General features: G+C 44.7%; 16 protein-coding genes and 1 other annotated feature. Of the genes, 1 reads left to right on the forward strand and 15 read right to left on the reverse strand.

Annotated elements, in window-relative coordinates; genetic code table 11:
- Positions 1-38 precede the first annotated feature (38 nt).
- The 3 genes from G9G54_RS00980 to G9G54_RS00990 form a co-directional block, all read right to left on the reverse strand.
- The gene (locus tag G9G54_RS00980; RefSeq protein WP_165175592.1) at positions 39-1,007 is read right to left on the reverse strand and encodes an S-layer homology domain-containing protein; all 969 of its coding nucleotides are present in this window, start codon (positions 1,005-1,007) and stop codon (positions 39-41) included.
- Between the two features lie 260 nt (positions 1,008-1,267).
- Positions 1,268-2,998, reverse strand: a complete 1,731-nt coding sequence (gene argS / locus G9G54_RS00985) for an arginine--tRNA ligase (protein WP_165175593.1) — start codon at positions 2,996-2,998, stop codon at positions 1,268-1,270.
- Positions 2,999-3,058: 60 nt separating this feature from the next.
- Positions 3,059-3,317, reverse strand: a binding site (T-box leader).
- Between the two features lie 77 nt (positions 3,318-3,394).
- Positions 3,395-3,724, reverse strand: a complete 330-nt coding sequence (locus G9G54_RS00990; RefSeq protein ID WP_023988251.1) for a four-helix bundle copper-binding protein — start codon at positions 3,722-3,724, stop codon at positions 3,395-3,397.
- A gap of 262 nt (positions 3,725-3,986) precedes the next feature.
- On the opposite strand from G9G54_RS00990, the gene G9G54_RS00995 reads away from it, so the two are divergent.
- On the forward strand, positions 3,987-4,502 hold the full coding sequence (locus tag G9G54_RS00995) for a MogA/MoaB family molybdenum cofactor biosynthesis protein (protein WP_165175594.1): 516 nt from the start codon (positions 3,987-3,989) through the stop codon (positions 4,500-4,502).
- Positions 4,503-4,568: 66 nt separating this feature from the next.
- Here the strand turns inward: G9G54_RS00995 and G9G54_RS01000 are convergent, their stop codons facing one another.
- The 12 genes from G9G54_RS01000 to G9G54_RS01050 form a co-directional block, all read right to left on the reverse strand.
- Positions 4,569-6,032, reverse strand: a complete 1,464-nt coding sequence (locus tag G9G54_RS01000; RefSeq protein ID WP_023988249.1) for a nicotinate phosphoribosyltransferase — start codon at positions 6,030-6,032, stop codon at positions 4,569-4,571.
- Entirely contained in the window at positions 5,998-6,132 is a 135-nt protein-coding gene (locus G9G54_RS25950; protein ID WP_274597330.1) for a hypothetical protein, read from the reverse strand. Before G9G54_RS25950 ends, G9G54_RS01000 begins: the two co-directional genes overlap by 35 nt.
- Before the next feature lie 23 nt (positions 6,133-6,155).
- Positions 6,156-6,722: a cysteine hydrolase family protein gene (locus G9G54_RS01005; protein ID WP_103047837.1), complete on the reverse strand. Its 567-nt coding sequence runs from the start codon at positions 6,720-6,722 to the stop codon at positions 6,156-6,158.
- A gap of 67 nt (positions 6,723-6,789) precedes the next feature.
- Positions 6,790-7,578, reverse strand: a complete 789-nt coding sequence (locus G9G54_RS01010; RefSeq protein ID WP_155765278.1) for an NUDIX domain-containing protein — start codon at positions 7,576-7,578, stop codon at positions 6,790-6,792.
- Between the two features lie 65 nt (positions 7,579-7,643).
- On the reverse strand, positions 7,644-8,066 hold the full coding sequence (locus G9G54_RS01015; protein WP_069291745.1) for a PaaI family thioesterase: 423 nt from the start codon (positions 8,064-8,066) through the stop codon (positions 7,644-7,646).
- A gap of 121 nt (positions 8,067-8,187) precedes the next feature.
- Positions 8,188-8,640: a RicAFT regulatory complex protein RicA family protein gene (locus G9G54_RS01020; RefSeq protein ID WP_023988245.1), complete on the reverse strand. Its 453-nt coding sequence runs from the start codon at positions 8,638-8,640 to the stop codon at positions 8,188-8,190.
- An 81-nt stretch (positions 8,641-8,721) separates the two neighbouring features.
- Positions 8,722-10,275, reverse strand: a complete 1,554-nt coding sequence (miaB, locus tag G9G54_RS01025) for a tRNA (N6-isopentenyl adenosine(37)-C2)-methylthiotransferase MiaB (protein ID WP_165175595.1) — start codon at positions 10,273-10,275, stop codon at positions 8,722-8,724.
- A 300-nt stretch (positions 10,276-10,575) separates the two neighbouring features.
- Complete coding sequence (gene pduL, locus G9G54_RS01030) at positions 10,576-11,148, reverse strand: phosphate propanoyltransferase (RefSeq protein ID WP_013309962.1); 573 nt, start codon at positions 11,146-11,148, stop codon at positions 10,576-10,578.
- A 143-nt stretch (positions 11,149-11,291) separates the two neighbouring features.
- On the reverse strand, positions 11,292-12,380 hold the full coding sequence (locus G9G54_RS01035) for a low temperature requirement protein A (protein ID WP_165175596.1): 1,089 nt from the start codon (positions 12,378-12,380) through the stop codon (positions 11,292-11,294).
- A gap of 183 nt (positions 12,381-12,563) precedes the next feature.
- A complete protein-coding gene (locus G9G54_RS01040; RefSeq protein ID WP_165175597.1) occupies positions 12,564-13,616 on the reverse strand; it encodes a dipeptidase in 1,053 nt (350 codons plus the stop codon).
- 122 nt (positions 13,617-13,738) lie between these two features.
- The gene (locus tag G9G54_RS01045; RefSeq protein ID WP_007430104.1) at positions 13,739-13,999 is read right to left on the reverse strand and encodes a stage V sporulation protein S; all 261 of its coding nucleotides are present in this window, start codon (positions 13,997-13,999) and stop codon (positions 13,739-13,741) included.
- A gap of 128 nt (positions 14,000-14,127) precedes the next feature.
- Positions 14,128-14,922, reverse strand: coding sequence for a TIGR00282 family metallophosphoesterase (locus G9G54_RS01050; RefSeq protein WP_165176691.1), 795 nt, complete (start codon positions 14,920-14,922; stop codon positions 14,128-14,130).
- Between the last annotated feature and the right edge of the window lie 26 nt (positions 14,923-14,948).

Here is a 14,948-nt window from a genome sequence, read left to right on the forward strand (position 1 = left end):
GCTGGTTTATTTTTATATAGGACATATGGCTTGTAATTTTATTTAGCTACAGACGTGCCTGTTCCTATGGGTGGAAGCACTGTTCCATCTACTGCTTTGAGCGTAAGCTTATACTTGCTGTCTACCAACGTACTTGTGTGGGTGTCCGTAATGACTTGAATGTTCATTTCCCCTGGCTTTGGACTAGTCAGCTTGTAGTAAATTACTGCATTCGTATCATCTACGTAGTCGATGTGATCCACTTCAATGCCGTAACCTGGATTAGGTGCCTGCAGACGGGTGATTGTCACTTTGTTCTGCTGGTCATTTGCTTTTTCTATACTCATACTAATATTGTTTTGTTGAACCGGATCTGCAGGCTCAGCCGGATTTTCAGGAGTAGCTTCAGCCGTTTTATGACTTTGTACAAATTCGGATGCGTTATAGACCATTTCTGCTGCCTCCATCCGCGTTACTTTACGATCCGGGTTAAAGTTGCTCTGTTCGTCCAATTTTGCAATTTTGGTCAACAGCAGGAATTGAACTGCTGCGTTTGATTCCTGATCTAATTTTTTGCCATCCGCTACATTAATTAACATACGGACAGTTGGATATTCACCCGTTGCACTCACTGCTTTATACAGAATATTCGCAAATTGTTCTCTTGTCATACAGGTGCTTGGATCAATATCTGGTGACAAAGGGATTTGGTGTTGGGCCGCAATCCGATAGGACTGGGCATACCATGCGGAAGCCGGAATGTTTGCAAAGGAACCCGTTGTGAAATCAGGCATTACCTGAAGATCCATCGCACGAACAACCAAATGCACTCCTTGTGCATAGGTGAGCGTTTGATCCGGTGCAAATTTATCCTTGGTTATTCCTTGGATAATTCCTTTATCCTGAAGTGAGTTTACGATCTTCTCCTGTTCAGCTCCCTTTATATCACGAAAAGCAGAAGCCGACGTAGCCACAGCCAATGAGCAGACGACAAGCAGGGCAACTGCCACGCTTTTATTTTTTTTCATGAGATACACCTCCATGTTTACTTTGCTTCTATACTTACCGACGCAATAAAAGCATCAAATGTTTCAAATATGCACAAATTGGTTGCAAAACAGTGCAATAGCTGCGATTAGTGTAACCCGTCTAACTCTTTTCTGCTCACTATCTTTATACATCCTCAAAAGTGCCTGTGAAGATTACCTTTTACAGTGTCCCCTTGGAAGAACCGGATCTGGGTAGCGGTATCCCGCCGGGAAACCTCGCTCCCCTTTGTTCTCTTTGCTTACATCCGATTCGGTGCTTTCAGACCAAGAAGTTGCAGCGCGCATGCCAGAATATCCGCAGTTTGTTCCGCCAATTGAATACGCCAGCGTCCACCATCGACAATCCTTTCCTTGGCGTAAAAACGGTTGAACGCCTGGGCCGTATCCAGTGCAAATCTCGCAATAACCGAAGGCTCCAGTTGGCGAGCCGCACGTATCAGTTGTCCGTGATAACGATCCAACTGCTTAAGCAGCGCCCAACCTGCGTCACCAAACATTTCATCCGATATGTCATTCAAATCACGAGAATGGCTATCTTGGACAAGGGCGTTGTCGCTAGAATTAGTAATAACATCAACATCGGCGCGAGCATGAGCTTTCTCCAGAAGGCTGCGTATGCGCGCATGAGTATACTGCACATAAGGCCCGGTCTCACCTTCAAAGGTCAGCGCCTCCTCCAACGAAAAATCCACTTCATTCAGCCGGTTGTTTTTTAAGTCACCAAAAATAATCGCCCCAATACCAACGTCCTCTGCTACTGCCTGTTGTTCCTGCAAATCGGGATTCTTCTGAGTAATGATGGCTTGAGCACGGGCTATAGCTTCATCCAGCACCTCTTCCAGTTTGACAACTTTTCCACGTCTTGTAGACATTTTCTTACCCGCAAACCGCATTAATCCAAACGGCACATGCTCACACTGCTCCGCCCATGCCTCTCCTGCATGTTTCAGCACCGCAAACACCTGCTGGAAATGCAGCTTCTGTTCCCCACCAACGACGTACAGAAGCCGATCAGCCTTCATCACTTCATGACGATAAATCGCTGTTGCCAGATCACGTGTCGGATAAATGGTAGTCCCATCCTTTTTTAGAATAAGACATGGCGGCAGTTCCTCGTCTTCCAGACGAACTACGAGCGCGCCATCACTTTCCTCCAGCAATCCCTTTGCTCTTAATTGATCAATAACTGCCTGCATCTTATCATTGTAAAAACTTTCTCCCAGCACATGGTCAAATGTAATGTTCAGGCGCTGGTACATACGATCAAATTCACCCAGACTGACTTCAACAAAAAACTCCCATAGTTGTTGAGCCTCTGCGTCTCCCTGCTCCAAACGTCGGAACCACTCGCGGCCTTCATCTTCCAAAGTTGGATCATGCTCGGCCTCCTGATGAAAACGCACATACAGCTTCAGCGATTCACCAATCGGATCATGTTGTAGCTGCTCCTCATTTCCCCATCTTTTATAGGCCGCAATTTGCTTGCCAAACTGTGTTCCCCAATCTCCAAGATGATTCACACTTATTGGAACATATCCAGTTTCACCAAGAATACGATACAAGGCAGCACCGATAACAGTAGAGCGAAGATGACCGATACCAAACGGTTTGGCAATATTGGGCGAGGACATATCAATAACTACCCGCTGTCCGTGCCCGATATTAGGTCTGAGGAAATCAGCCTTGCTCAATTCAGCAAGCATAAGCGGAATATGAACTGACCGATCCAATGTTATATTTACATAGGCACCCGATACTGAAGCCGTCAAACCTTCTTCATGACTTACTAGCTCCGCCAATTCCAGTGCAATGTGCTGTGGAGACTTTCGAAACTTTTTAGCCAGCACAAAACAGGGAAACGCCACATCTCCCCATTCAGGCTGCGGTGGCACCTCAAATAAAGATAAAATTTCTTTTTCCTCCAAGCCCGTATGGGCCAATATCGCTTGAGTAGCAATCAACAACAACATGTTTCTCTCTCCTTCTTTTTATAAGATCTAACAAAAAAAGCTCCCGCCTCTTGAAATAATTCAAGAGACGAGAACTTCAATATCCCCGCGGTACCACTCTTCGTAAATCGGTTGTGCAGCTAAAGCTAACTTACACAAATCGCGATTTCACTCCAATGACTAATAACGGTGTCTGCCGGGCTGATCTACTAGAAATTCTGCTCGTTGGATCAACCGTCTCCCGGGTGCGCTTCACATCGGACCTCATACCGGCTTCCACCTCTTCCGGCTCGCTGTAATGATACGGCTCCGCTGCTACTCTCCCGTTCCATGACGTTAATTCCAATTATTATACAAACCTATTCAGTAGAAAGCAACCTTTTATTTCCTCTTCAGGCACTAGTTCCATATATGTAATTACACTGCCACCAATTGGCGGCATGCCTGAACGCAACGACGGCAGGCTTCTGCACAATGTTTGCAATGATCATGGGAATGCTTGCTGCATTCAGCAGCACATACCTCACAGGCCTTGGCGCACAGCTCACAGATTTGCTCGGCAAAATCCGTTCCGCGCTGCAGCATTTGAGCAGCAAATCCGCATATTTCTGCACATTCCCTACTCACTCGAATACATTCACGCAGCATAGCTAAATCATATTCCTTCAAACTCGCTACGTAACATACATTGCAAGCGTTCATACATTCCAGGCAAGCATCCACGCATTGTTGGTATGAATGATTCATATTACATTACCTCCCAGTTGTTGACCCTGCTGTACTATTACCCGCTGATCCTTGAGTTTAATCATTTGATGTGCGCGCTTACAATAAAATAAAACCAAAACAATCCCGACTTATGTAAGGAAGTGTACTATATTCCAGTATGTAAGTGCAAGGATATTAATCACATGGATTTTTAGCCCCTGTTTCTGACTTGCATACACTCAGTCATTGCTCTATTGTAAAAAGTGTATGTCTAACCATCGATCAAGGAGTGAACATTTTAATGAATATGTCTTCCGTAGAGGAGCATCGACAGGAATCCCCGCAACAGGTTAATTGCATGGTCGTGACTGTCTCGGACACACGTACCGTGGAAACAGATACCGGGGGACAACTGCTCATGGATCTACTAGAAACCAATGGATATAAGGTTGTTCGATATGTCATCGTCAAGGATGACTACGAAGGTATTCAGCAGTTAGTATCCGAAGCAGCGGCACAGAATGACATCGAGGCTGTACTTTTGACAGGCGGTACCGGTATTTCTCCACGTGATACTACATATGAAGCCGTCTCCTCTCTACTGGATAAGGAACTACCTGGCTTTGGGGAAATCTTCCGTTATTTAAGCTTTGCTGAGGACATTGGTTCAGCATCTATATTAAGCCGGGCTGTAGCTGGTACTGTGGGTCGGACAGCTGTATTTTCTATGCCTGGCTCACGCGGAGCCGTTCGTTTGGCAATGGAACGCATTATTGTCCCTGAGCTACGACATGTGATGAGAGAAATTTATAAATAAGCTCCTATTTCCTACATGCCGCGACACAAAAAGGCACCCCATACATTCATGAGGTGCCTCTTCCAACTATTCTTTTTCTTCAACTTCGGGCTGCATATAGCTGTCGATCAGCTTTTGCTTCAGCTCCCATACCTTCTCGCTAAGATTTACACGATAAATTTCAGGGTTCAGCTTCCGCAAATATTCTGGCCAAAACAATTTCAACTGTGAAGTATGGTAGGCACGAATTTCATCCAGCTCAGGAAGCTCATATACCTTCTGTCCATTTATAAAAATAGGCTCAAGCATTGGCACGGCTTCATAATTTTCTACATACTTCTTCATATACGGATGTAAAGGGTTAAACAGCTTCAGGCGCTTACCATTACGCGGACGCTCTTCATCCGGGAAAGAAATATAATCGGCTACAGCTCTCCCTTTCTTCTTATCCACAATGCGATATACATCCTTCTTGCCTGGTGTGGATACTTTTTCTGGGTTACCCGAGATCTTAATCGTCGGCAACATTTCGCCATCCACTTCACGCTCAACCAGCTTGTACACCCCGCCAAGCGAAGGTTGATCTGAAGCCGTAATAAGCTGTGTTCCTACACCCCATACATCAATACGTGCCCCTTGGGCTTTCAGGTTAAAAATCGTATTTTCATCCAAATCATTGGAAGCTACAATTTGTACGTAATCTAAGCCTTCAGCATCGAGCATTTCCCGCGCCTGAATGGATAGATAAGCCAAGTCACCGCTATCCAGACGGATTGCATTCATACGCTTGCCCTGACTCTCCAGCATTTTTGCTGTCCGAATCGCATGAGGAACACCGCTTTCCAGCGTGTCAAAGGTGTCTACCAACAGTGTAACCTGGTCCGGTAAAACCTTCGCATACACGTCAAACGCCTCCTGCTCCGTCATAAAAGTCTGCACCCATGAATGGGCATGTGTCCCCTTCGTCGGGATTCCAAAGTGCTCGCCTGCCAGCATATTAGAAGTCGCGTCAAAACCTGCCACATAAGCTGCCCGTGCTCCCCAAATAGCCGCATCAGCTTCCTGCGCACGCCGTGTCCCAAATTCGAGCAGTGTATCGTCACTTGCCACCTGCTTGATGCGCGACGCCTTTGTCGCAATGAGCGTCTGATAGTTCATAAAATTAAGCAATGCCGTCTCGACAAGCTGCGTTTCCATAATCGTTCCTTCAACACGTACCAAAGGCTCGTTTGGAAAAACAAGTGCTCCTTCTTTCATCGAATGGACCGTTCCACCAAACTTAAACTGGCGAAGCGCCTCCATGAACATGGGATCGTATTTCTCCTCCTGTTCAGACAGGTAGCGAATGTCCTCTTCTGTAAACCGCAAATTTGCAATATAATTCACAATGCGTTCCAGACCAGCGAACACGGCGTATCCATTACCAAAAGGGAGTTTACGGAAATACGCCTCGAACACAGCTTTACGCTGATGACTTCCGTTCACCCAATGGGCGTACATCATATTAATCTGATATTTATCTGTATGTAATGCGAGGCTCGTTGACTGCATCGTAATCATCCTCTCTGACTGTCTCCAGGTTTGTGGTGGCAGCGTACCGCCTCATCTGCCCAGATTCAGCAATATCCGGCTCCATTTTGTTATCGGACATTGGTGCACAATCGTTAAGTTATTTTACTTCTTCTGGCGTAAAACCGTATCCTCAGCCGACCGTACCGCGGCTCCAAGACTTCCTTCAAAATGACCCAAAGCCCAATCATGTCCAGCTTGATTAAAGCTCGCCACAGCGTCCTTGTATACAGTAATAGCAAAACCTTTGTTATAAGCATCTACAGCCGTATGCAGTACACATATATCTGTACACACACCAATCAGATGAACTTCCAGAATACCACGTTCACGCAGCCTGAGCTCCAGATCTGTGCCCGCAAAAGCACTGTACCGTGTTTTATCCAACCAGTAGATAAGATCACTTTGTTGCTCATAAAGACTACGAAGCTTGCCATACAAATGTCGTCCGTTGGTTCCACGTATATTATGTGGAGGAAACAGCTTGCTCTCCGGGTGATAAAGGTCGTTCTCCTCATGCAAATCCACAGCCATGACAACAAAGTCCCCTTGATCCACATATGCCTGCGTAATTGCTGCGATCCGTTCATCCAACTCAATCGCAGGTTGTCCTACAGGCAAACTACCGTCCACAAAATCTTTCGTGTAATCAATAACAATTAGTGCCTGCATTGTACGGTCAGCTCCTTAGCCTCAAAGTGAAATTGTACGTTCTATGCGTAACCTATTACATTAGACGTTACGTGTAGATAGATAAACGCGGTACTCTGTCACTAAAACGGTACAACTGTGCCGGTCTTTGTGAATACTGGTTGGAACTGAGTGGTTTGCCGTTCTCATCACGCACCTCTTCCAGTATTCCCTGCCTGCTACGAGTCGATGTTATTTTGCGAATAAAGTTTGGCTCTTCGAAATCCGGTACGACACTCTGAATCACCTGATATAATTCACCCAGTGTAAAATGTAGCGGTAAAAACTGCTTGGCGATCGTCGTCTGAAGCATCTGCAACTGAATTTTGCGATAAGCATCTACTATGATATCCCGGTGATCGAATGCCAGCTCCAATTCCTCCAACGCTTCGCGGATCGTGAATAACCCGACCTCGGAAGCATCATCGGCCGCCTGACGCTGTTCCAACATCCATTCTTCTACCAGCGCAAAAAATGCATGTGATATGATCCACCCGCGCGGATCACGTCCCGGTCCACTATATACACCCAAATACTCCAGATGCCCGCCGTCCACACCCGTCTCCTCTAACAGCTCCCGCTTGGCAGCACCATACATAGATTCATCTTCCTGACAAAACCCTCCAGGCAAAGCCCAGCGTCCTGCAAACGGCCAACTGCGGCGCTTGATGAGCATCACTTTCAGCTCTCGAATAGGCAATGTCTTTGTTACCGTCTTGCGCTCCCGCTTCGTTAAGGTAAACATAACGATATCCGCTGGAGCTCCATCCGGGGTACGGTATTTCTTAATGTTGTACGACGCCTTTTGCGCCTCTTCGTTTATACGCTTGCTATCCATTGGCATCACCATATTATATCGTTTTGATAAATTCATTATGACATAATAAAAATTTTTGTCAAGTGTCAGGCCTTGCCTGAATCACTTGCTTGTGTACGTAATACTCGGAAGGTTGCTGTAGATGTAGAACCGAGTGTGCCTTCACTATCTCTTACTTCCGCCTCAGTGGTTATAGTGCGACCTCCTTGATGAAGAATTCGCGCCCTAACCTCCAGTCGTCCTTGCTTCATGGCTGACAAGAAATGAACATTCAGGTTCGTCGTTACACATGGATCCATATTTCGTGAAGCCATACTAACCATCCCCATCGCCTGATCCATCAATGAAGTAAGTACACCCCCATGGACAATACCCATCACATTGGTATGCTCTTGTTTGGCCTCCAAAGCGATCTGTACCTCGTTTGCATCAGCTGCAATCAGCTCACACCCTAAATACTCCCAAAAAGTATTATTTTCTCCCTCTAGCATCTTACCCAACTTATCCATTCCTTGCTTCCATCCCTTCGATGTTGTCCCATTTCTCTTGATGTCTTATAAACACATACGATAGTAAATTGCTTTCGAAAAAAAGGCGTGGAAGCTACGCCTCCACACCATAGATTTCACTCTAATCACTGCAATTCGACGAGGAAGTGCTTTTCCCCTCTTCTACGTTCACCTTCTCAGCAACGGTATCACGGATCGCCATGATTACCATTTGCAGTAGCTCATTAATTTCCACCTGACTCTGCTGAAACTCCGTGACAATTGGAATACCGTCAAGCTCTTCCTGTAGCTCCTGTAGCTCGGCCTCTATTTTGGCAATCATTTTTTGATTCTTCAAGGATTCAAATGCTACAATTTCCTTTTGCTTCTTTTTCATCGTTGCAATCAGTTGCTGGATGCGCCCATGATCCTGAATCTTTTCTTCTGCTTTCCGGAATACCTGCACTTCCTCACTGCTACCCAAAATACCTGCCAATTCTTTGGCTTTTGCCAATATCATTTCGCGATTGACCAAATGATCATGCTGGCGCGCCGCCGATTGAAGTTCTGTTTGTTGCAACCGCTCCTCTGTCATTGCCCATCGCTCCTTTTCTCATTTAGACGGCCTTGCACACAGCCCTTTACTCAGACCGCATGCAACCCGTTAGAAATTCTTTTATCCGTTAACCGCTACAGCCGTTTCAACCAGATCACCTTTGATATAAAAGGTCATAGGTTCCGTAATTTTCACTTGAACAAAGGAACCAATCAGGTCCTTAGAACCCTCAAAATGTACAAGCTTATTGGAACGGGTCCGACCGGCAAGCACTTTGCTGTCATTTTTGCTCTCGCCTTCCACCAGCACTTCAACCACTTCGCCACGCAAACGACTATTAAAGCGAAGGCTGTTTTGGTTCACAGCAATGTTCAGACGCCGGAGACGCTCTTTTTTGACCGACATAGGCACATTATCTTCCATCGAAGCAGCTGGCGTACCTTCACGTGGTGAATAAATAAATGTGTAGGCAAAGTCATATCCGACCTCGCGCACCAGAGATAGAGTATCTTCAAACTGCTCGTCTGTTTCGCCCGGGAAACCTACGATGATATCTGTTGTCAGAGAAACATGCGGAACAGCTGCTTTAATCTTCGCGGCCAGTTCCAGAACACGCTCACGGGTATATTTTCGGTTCATTTTCTTCAATATATCCGTATTACCGGATTGAACAGGCAGATGAATATGCTCCACCAAATTGCCACCCTTACCAAGCACTTCAACCAAATGGTCATCAAAATCACGTGGATGTGATGTCGTAAAACGTACACGCGGGATATTGATTTTGCGCATATCATCCATCAGATCCCCGAATCTGTAATTCAAATCTTTCAAATCCTTGCCATAAGCGTTAACATTCTGCCCCAGTAAGGTAATTTCTTTAAAGCCTTGACGTGCCAAATCCCGTACCTCAGCGATTACATCCTCTGGACGGCGGCTTCTTTCCTTACCACGTGTAAAGGGAACAATGCAATAGGTGCAAAATTTATCACAACCGTACATAATGTTCACCCAAGCCCGCATACCCTCACGCTTCTTTGGCAAGTTTTCGATAATGTCGCCTTCCTTAGACCACACTTCGACCACCATTTCTTTGCTAAAGAGTGCTTCCTTGACGAGCTGAGGCAGACGATGAATATTATGGGTACCAAAAATCATATCAACAAAACCGTGTTTTTGCATAATTCGGTTAACGACATTCTCTTCCTGTGACATGCAGCCACACACGCCAAGCAGTAAACCTGGCTTTTCTGTTTTGAGATGCTTGAGGTGACCCAACTCGCCAAACACTTTATCCTCCGCATTTTCACGGATAGCACAAGTGTTCAGTAAAATGATGTCTGCTTCCTTCCGATCCTCGGTTGCCTGGTAGCCCATTTGCTCCAGCAAGCCTTTTATGGTTTCGGAATCATGCTCGTTCATTTGGCAACCAAATGTGTATACGATATAATGCTTTCCCTCACCGATATGCTTGAGCTCATCCGGAACTGTGTTATCATACAATACCTGTACGTCCTCTTTACCGCGCTGCTTTTCTTTTCTATGGTTCGGCTCCGCCATAATGTTGATTTCACGTCCGCGAATACGGATCTTTTTGCTATGCTCATCTTCAGAAATAATCTTCGCATCCGAGAAATCAAAATATTTGGAGTAATCTTTTGTTTTCTTTTCCATTCCTTAGTCACTCCTTACACCATCTATTTCACGAGCTAATTTGTAATTTTACTGTATTTTTAGGCATGGGTAAATTTATCTTAAGTTCTAAAAAACCTTTAAAAAAGGCATTACACTAAATTATAGCATGATTTATAGGCCATCGCCATAGATCAACCGCAGATACCATGGAGTGTAATTTGAACTCATGTTCTTTTTGTACATAAGTGAAGTATTTATAAATTATATAGTATGTAAAAAGCCCGATTCTTTTGCAAGAATCGGACTCTTTAAGCCTTCCGGCATTTAAATACGTGTATATTAGTCTACGATTTCAGCGTTGTCACCGTTTTTCACACCGGCTCCGTTCGCTTCATCTGTATCAATGTGCATATCCAAAGCAAAAGAATCGGACACACGTGCAAGAACATTTTCAAATACAAGGCCACGTTCGCCGCCGACACGTACTTTCAGCAACTGCTTGTCCTTAATGTCCCATTTAGCTGCATCAGATGTATGGAAATGAATATGGCGGGCTGCTACAATCACGCCTTCTTGCAGTTCCACTTCACCAGCTGGTCCTTTTACCGTGATTCCTGGTGTACCATCAATGCTACCAGATTCGCGTACAGGTGCTTTTACACCAATAGCAAAGGAATCAGTGCGAGAGATTTCCAATTGGGAAGCGGGACGAGCAGGTCCCAAAATGCGAACCTTATCAAATTGGCCCTTAGAACCAATTACAGCTACCGTTTCATTTGCGGCAAATTGTCCTGGTTGGGACAATGGTTTAAATTCAGTTAATTGATAGCCTGCTCCGAACAAAATTTCAATATGCTCTTGAGTCAGGTGAATATGACGGGCGGAAACGCCGACAGGTACGATTTTACTCATCGTGTGGTCACTCCTTTTTCTCTATACAATACTTTACACATCCATGCTATTATACTCCTATTTTGCCAAGAAAGAAAAGGAGAGCGCATAAAGTTCCCTTTTTCGCCCCAATCAGCGTTAAATATCCTCCATATAAAGTCGGATCAAACCGTCGTTTTAGCGAACAGGAGAAAGAAAAGCATGATTTCAGCTACGATGAGATGAGGGGGAACGACAATAAATATATTAAGGATAAACAGGACACAGAGTATTCCAGTCAAGAAAAAAATGACTCTGAGACGAGGTTTAAGATGACTTAATCTGTACTGATGAAATACCAGCAAAGCCGACAAAAAGTAAATAAAAACAGAAGCAAAGGTAAAGCAAAGCACAAAGATATAGTCTACTTGTCCCAAAAACAAGAGCTGAATCGAAGCAGCTAGCATGCTAAGGGAAAGATAAATAAACAAATGACCATAAATAATAGTCTGGCCTGCTGATTGTTTTGATTTATCTACGCGCTTCTCCATATTCTCAAAATATTGCCACCAGATTGCGATGACTAATACAAAAGCCAAAGCAGCAAATACAACAGAAGAAACCGTAAAATGATCGGATTGTAAAACAGAAAGCATACTTATCACAGATTCGCCAAGCAGAATTAACGTGAACTGTGCAAAGCGTTCTAAAAGATGCTCCGTATGGATTGGTGTGATCACCAACTTTTTACGGCCAATCAAAGGAACGAGGATATCAATAGCTATACCGGTATATAAAATCAAATATCGAACCCAAGAATCAAAGAAGAGGGAGAAACTAGAGATGACTATTCCAATCCAAAAATAGGTACCAAAAAAACGAGCTGTTTCCTGTTTATGAGCCGTTTCTTTGGGTGCCGAAAGTAAATATTGAACGACAGTCAAACCTCTTAACCCAATATAGCCAACAAAAAAAGATACATAATACGCATCAAAATCTATATTAAGGCTGGCGGTCATGATCAACACGAAAAACAATTGCAGGATCATAAAAATTCGATGCGTTATACTGTCTTGCCCAAAACGATTGTTGTAGACCGTTTGCCCCACCCAAGCCCACCATATTGGGATAAAAATCATAATAAACTTTTCCATATGTTCCCACGAAATACTACCATGCTCAACATGTAGTAATACATGAGTGGCCTTAGAGACAGCAGCTACGAACAATAAGTCATAAAAGAGCTCAAGCCAGGTAACCTTCTTTATTAACATTGTGTAATGGAGCCCCCTCTGATATGGCGGTGCAGCATGGTGTCCCCTCAGTCTTGCTCCAACGTCTGCCTTATTTATGCTTATTTTAGCACCATGAAATTCTAAGATGCTCCAATTATTTCGTAATCGTTCTCACTTTGTCAAGGTATTCGCAGCCAATAATAACTCTTAGTATATAGCTATTTAAGAAGACACTTTGGAAGGCAAATTCGTTTGCAGGTATTCCAGTGCATGTCCTCCCAGCCACCCCTTGACTAGCTCCTCAGGGTAATGCTTCAGCAGCAGTTCTGCAAAAACCGGAAATTTACCCGAGTGCTCCAGCCCTTGCACATGGTGCTCGATACCGTCAAAATCAGAGCCAAACATCAAATGCCTTTCGCCGCCTAATGAACAAATATGCTCAATGTGCGGTAGCAGATCCTCAGCGGTTACCGTACCCTGCTCTTTGAGAAACATCGTGACGAAGGTCAAACCAATCCGTCCGTTACGAGCGATCAGTGCACGAATCTGTTCATCCCGTAGATTACGAGGATGAGCACATCTCGCAAAGGCATTCGAATGCGAGGCGATGGGTGGTAGAGCAGCCTCCTCCAGCACCTCCCAGAAGCCCTGTACGGACAAATGCGACACATCTAGCAGCAGTCCCAGGTCATTACAGCGATTGACCAAATCACGCCCCTTGCTAGTCAGCCCGCCTCCTCTATGTTCCATAATGCCGTCAGCCGCCCAGTTCGCATAATTCCATGTCAGCCCAATCAATCGTATTCCCATGGCATAGCACAATTCTGCATAAAAAGGGTTCCCTTCCAGCGCATCTACCCCCTCCAGTGAGAGCAAAGCCCAAGGTACCCATGTATGATCCGTCCCCTTACCATCCACATACGTTAACTTTTCCGTGCGCTTCTCTTCTCCTACCTGTTTTACTTGCTCCATCTGATGCCCCCACATTGCCAAGTCTTCCTTCCACAGCAATGGTCTCAACCCACCTGAGATAGAGGTAACATGCTGCCTGAACAGCTCAATTTGACGAACCACATGCTCAAATCTTGGCATGCCCAATACCTGTGAAATATATATAGCAAACGTTTGCAACCGCACGTTACCTTCTAGCAAACGTTCTTTTGTGACATCAAGCGATGGATGACTGAAATCGATCTGCGTATCGAGCTGCATTTTACATAACACATCACAATGAAAGTCAACAACAGGCCAATTGACTTTTAGCTTATCATTCATGCATCTTACCTCCATTTAGAGATTGAAGCATCACAAATTTATTTTAAAAATCATAGTAACAGACTCACAAAGCAAAAAAGCCCGTTTACAAATCGTAAACAGGCTCAGGCAACTTACATTTATTATCTTGGCTCTACAATCAATTTGATCGCAGTCCGATCTTCTCCATCAATAACAATGTCTGTAAAAGCAGGAATACAAATCAAATCCACTCCGCTTGGTGCGACAAATCCCCGGGCAATGGCTACCGCTTTAATGGCTTGGTTTAGTGCACCCGCTCCAATCGCCTGTAATTCTGCATTTCCGCGTTCACGCAGTACTCCAGCGAGTGCGCCTGCAACTGAATTGGGATTGGATTTTGCTGATACTTTTAATACATCCATAGTAAGTACCTCCCCTGGGAATGATGATGGTTTGATTCCACTATAGATGTTATTCGAGGGTCAGCAAATAATTCCTGCTTTTTGGTGACAGTTTTCCTTATTCTTTCCTTAAGTAGCTCACAAAAAAGTTAATCCATCCGCCATTCATCTTCTTTAAGTCTAATTTTCTGAATTTTGCGGGCTTTTCCATCATTATCATTCAGTTCTACGCTGATGGCATGAAAGTGCCATTTGCCCATGTCCACTTGAAAACGTACCGGAAGCTGGGTCTGGAATTTCTGTAACACAGCCTCTTTCTGCATCCCAAGCACTCCCTCATAAGGACCTACCATTCCCGCATCTGTCTGATACGCAGTTCCTTGTGGCAAAATCGTATCGTCATTACTCTGTACATGTGTGTGCGTACCTACCACGATTGAAGCACGTCCATCCAAATGCCAACCCATAGCGATTTTTTCCGAGGTTGCTTCGGCGTGAAAATCAACTAGGATATGCTTATGTTTTTTCCGTAGTTCATCGACAATTTCATCTGCTGCACGGAATGGACAGTCAATAGCTGGCAAAAAGGTTCTACCTTGCAGATTAACAATAGCCAGTTCCTTACCTCCACCTTTTACAACGGTATAACCCCGGCCTGGTGTTCCTGGTGGAAAGTTAGCCGGGCGGATGATCCGCGGCTCATCATCTATAAAATCAAATATTTCCTTATTGTCCCAAGTATGATTTCCCATCGTAATCCCATGAACGCCCCAATCAAAAAACTCTCTGGCGATGGCTGGGGTAATTCCTCTTCCCGAAGCCGCATTTTCTCCGTTCACAATAATAACATGCGGGTTGTATTTTGATTTTAGCGAAGGGAGATTCTCCCTCAGTGCCTTTCTGCCTACACTGCCGACGATGTCTCCAATAAATAATACGTTGATAGAAAGCCCTCCCTAGTCTGCCTTAC

This window comes from Paenibacillus sp. EKM212P, from assembly GCF_011066115.1.
Classification (GTDB): domain Bacteria; phylum Bacillota; class Bacilli; order Paenibacillales; family Paenibacillaceae; genus Paenibacillus; species Paenibacillus polymyxa_B.

Excerpts from the sequence above, each read along its gene's own strand:
- argS (WP_165175593.1), bottom strand. The coding sequence starts at position 2,998 with ATGTTGTTGTTGATTGCTACTCAAGCGATATTGGCCCATACGGGCTTG.
- G9G54_RS01010 (WP_155765278.1), bottom strand. The coding sequence starts at position 7,578 with ATGGATAGCAAGCGTATAAACGAAGAGGCGCAAAAGGCGTCGTACAAC.
- pduL (WP_013309962.1), bottom strand. The coding sequence starts at position 11,148 with ATGAGTAAAATCGTACCTGTCGGCGTTTCCGCCCGTCATATTCACCTG.
- G9G54_RS01040 (WP_165175597.1), bottom strand. The coding sequence starts at position 13,616 with ATGAATGATAAGCTAAAAGTCAATTGGCCTGTTGTTGACTTTCATTGT.
- G9G54_RS00980 (WP_165175592.1), bottom strand. The coding sequence starts at position 1,007 with ATGAAAAAAAATAAAAGCGTGGCAGTTGCCCTGCTTGTCGTCTGCTCA.
- G9G54_RS25950 (WP_274597330.1), bottom strand. The coding sequence starts at position 6,132 with ATGTCCGATAACAAAATGGAGCCGGATATTGCTGAATCTGGGCAGATG.
- G9G54_RS01015 (WP_069291745.1), bottom strand. The coding sequence starts at position 8,066 with ATGGATAAGTTGGGTAAGATGCTAGAGGGAGAAAATAATACTTTTTGG.
- G9G54_RS01000 (WP_023988249.1), bottom strand. The coding sequence starts at position 6,032 with ATGCAGTCAACGAGCCTCGCATTACATACAGATAAATATCAGATTAAT.
- G9G54_RS00995 (WP_165175594.1), top strand. The coding sequence starts at position 3,987 with ATGAATATGTCTTCCGTAGAGGAGCATCGACAGGAATCCCCGCAACAG.
- G9G54_RS01005 (WP_103047837.1), bottom strand. The coding sequence starts at position 6,722 with ATGCAGGCACTAATTGTTATTGATTACACGAAAGATTTTGTGGACGGT.
- G9G54_RS01020 (WP_023988245.1), bottom strand. The coding sequence starts at position 8,640 with ATGACAGAGGAGCGGTTGCAACAAACAGAACTTCAATCGGCGGCGCGC.
- G9G54_RS01045 (WP_007430104.1), bottom strand. The coding sequence starts at position 13,999 with ATGGATGTATTAAAAGTATCAGCAAAATCCAATCCCAATTCAGTTGCA.
- G9G54_RS01035 (WP_165175596.1), bottom strand. The coding sequence starts at position 12,380 with ATGTTAATAAAGAAGGTTACCTGGCTTGAGCTCTTTTATGACTTATTG.
- G9G54_RS00990 (WP_023988251.1), bottom strand. The coding sequence starts at position 3,724 with ATGAATCATTCATACCAACAATGCGTGGATGCTTGCCTGGAATGTATG.
- miaB (WP_165175595.1), bottom strand. The coding sequence starts at position 10,275 with ATGGAAAAGAAAACAAAAGATTACTCCAAATATTTTGATTTCTCGGAT.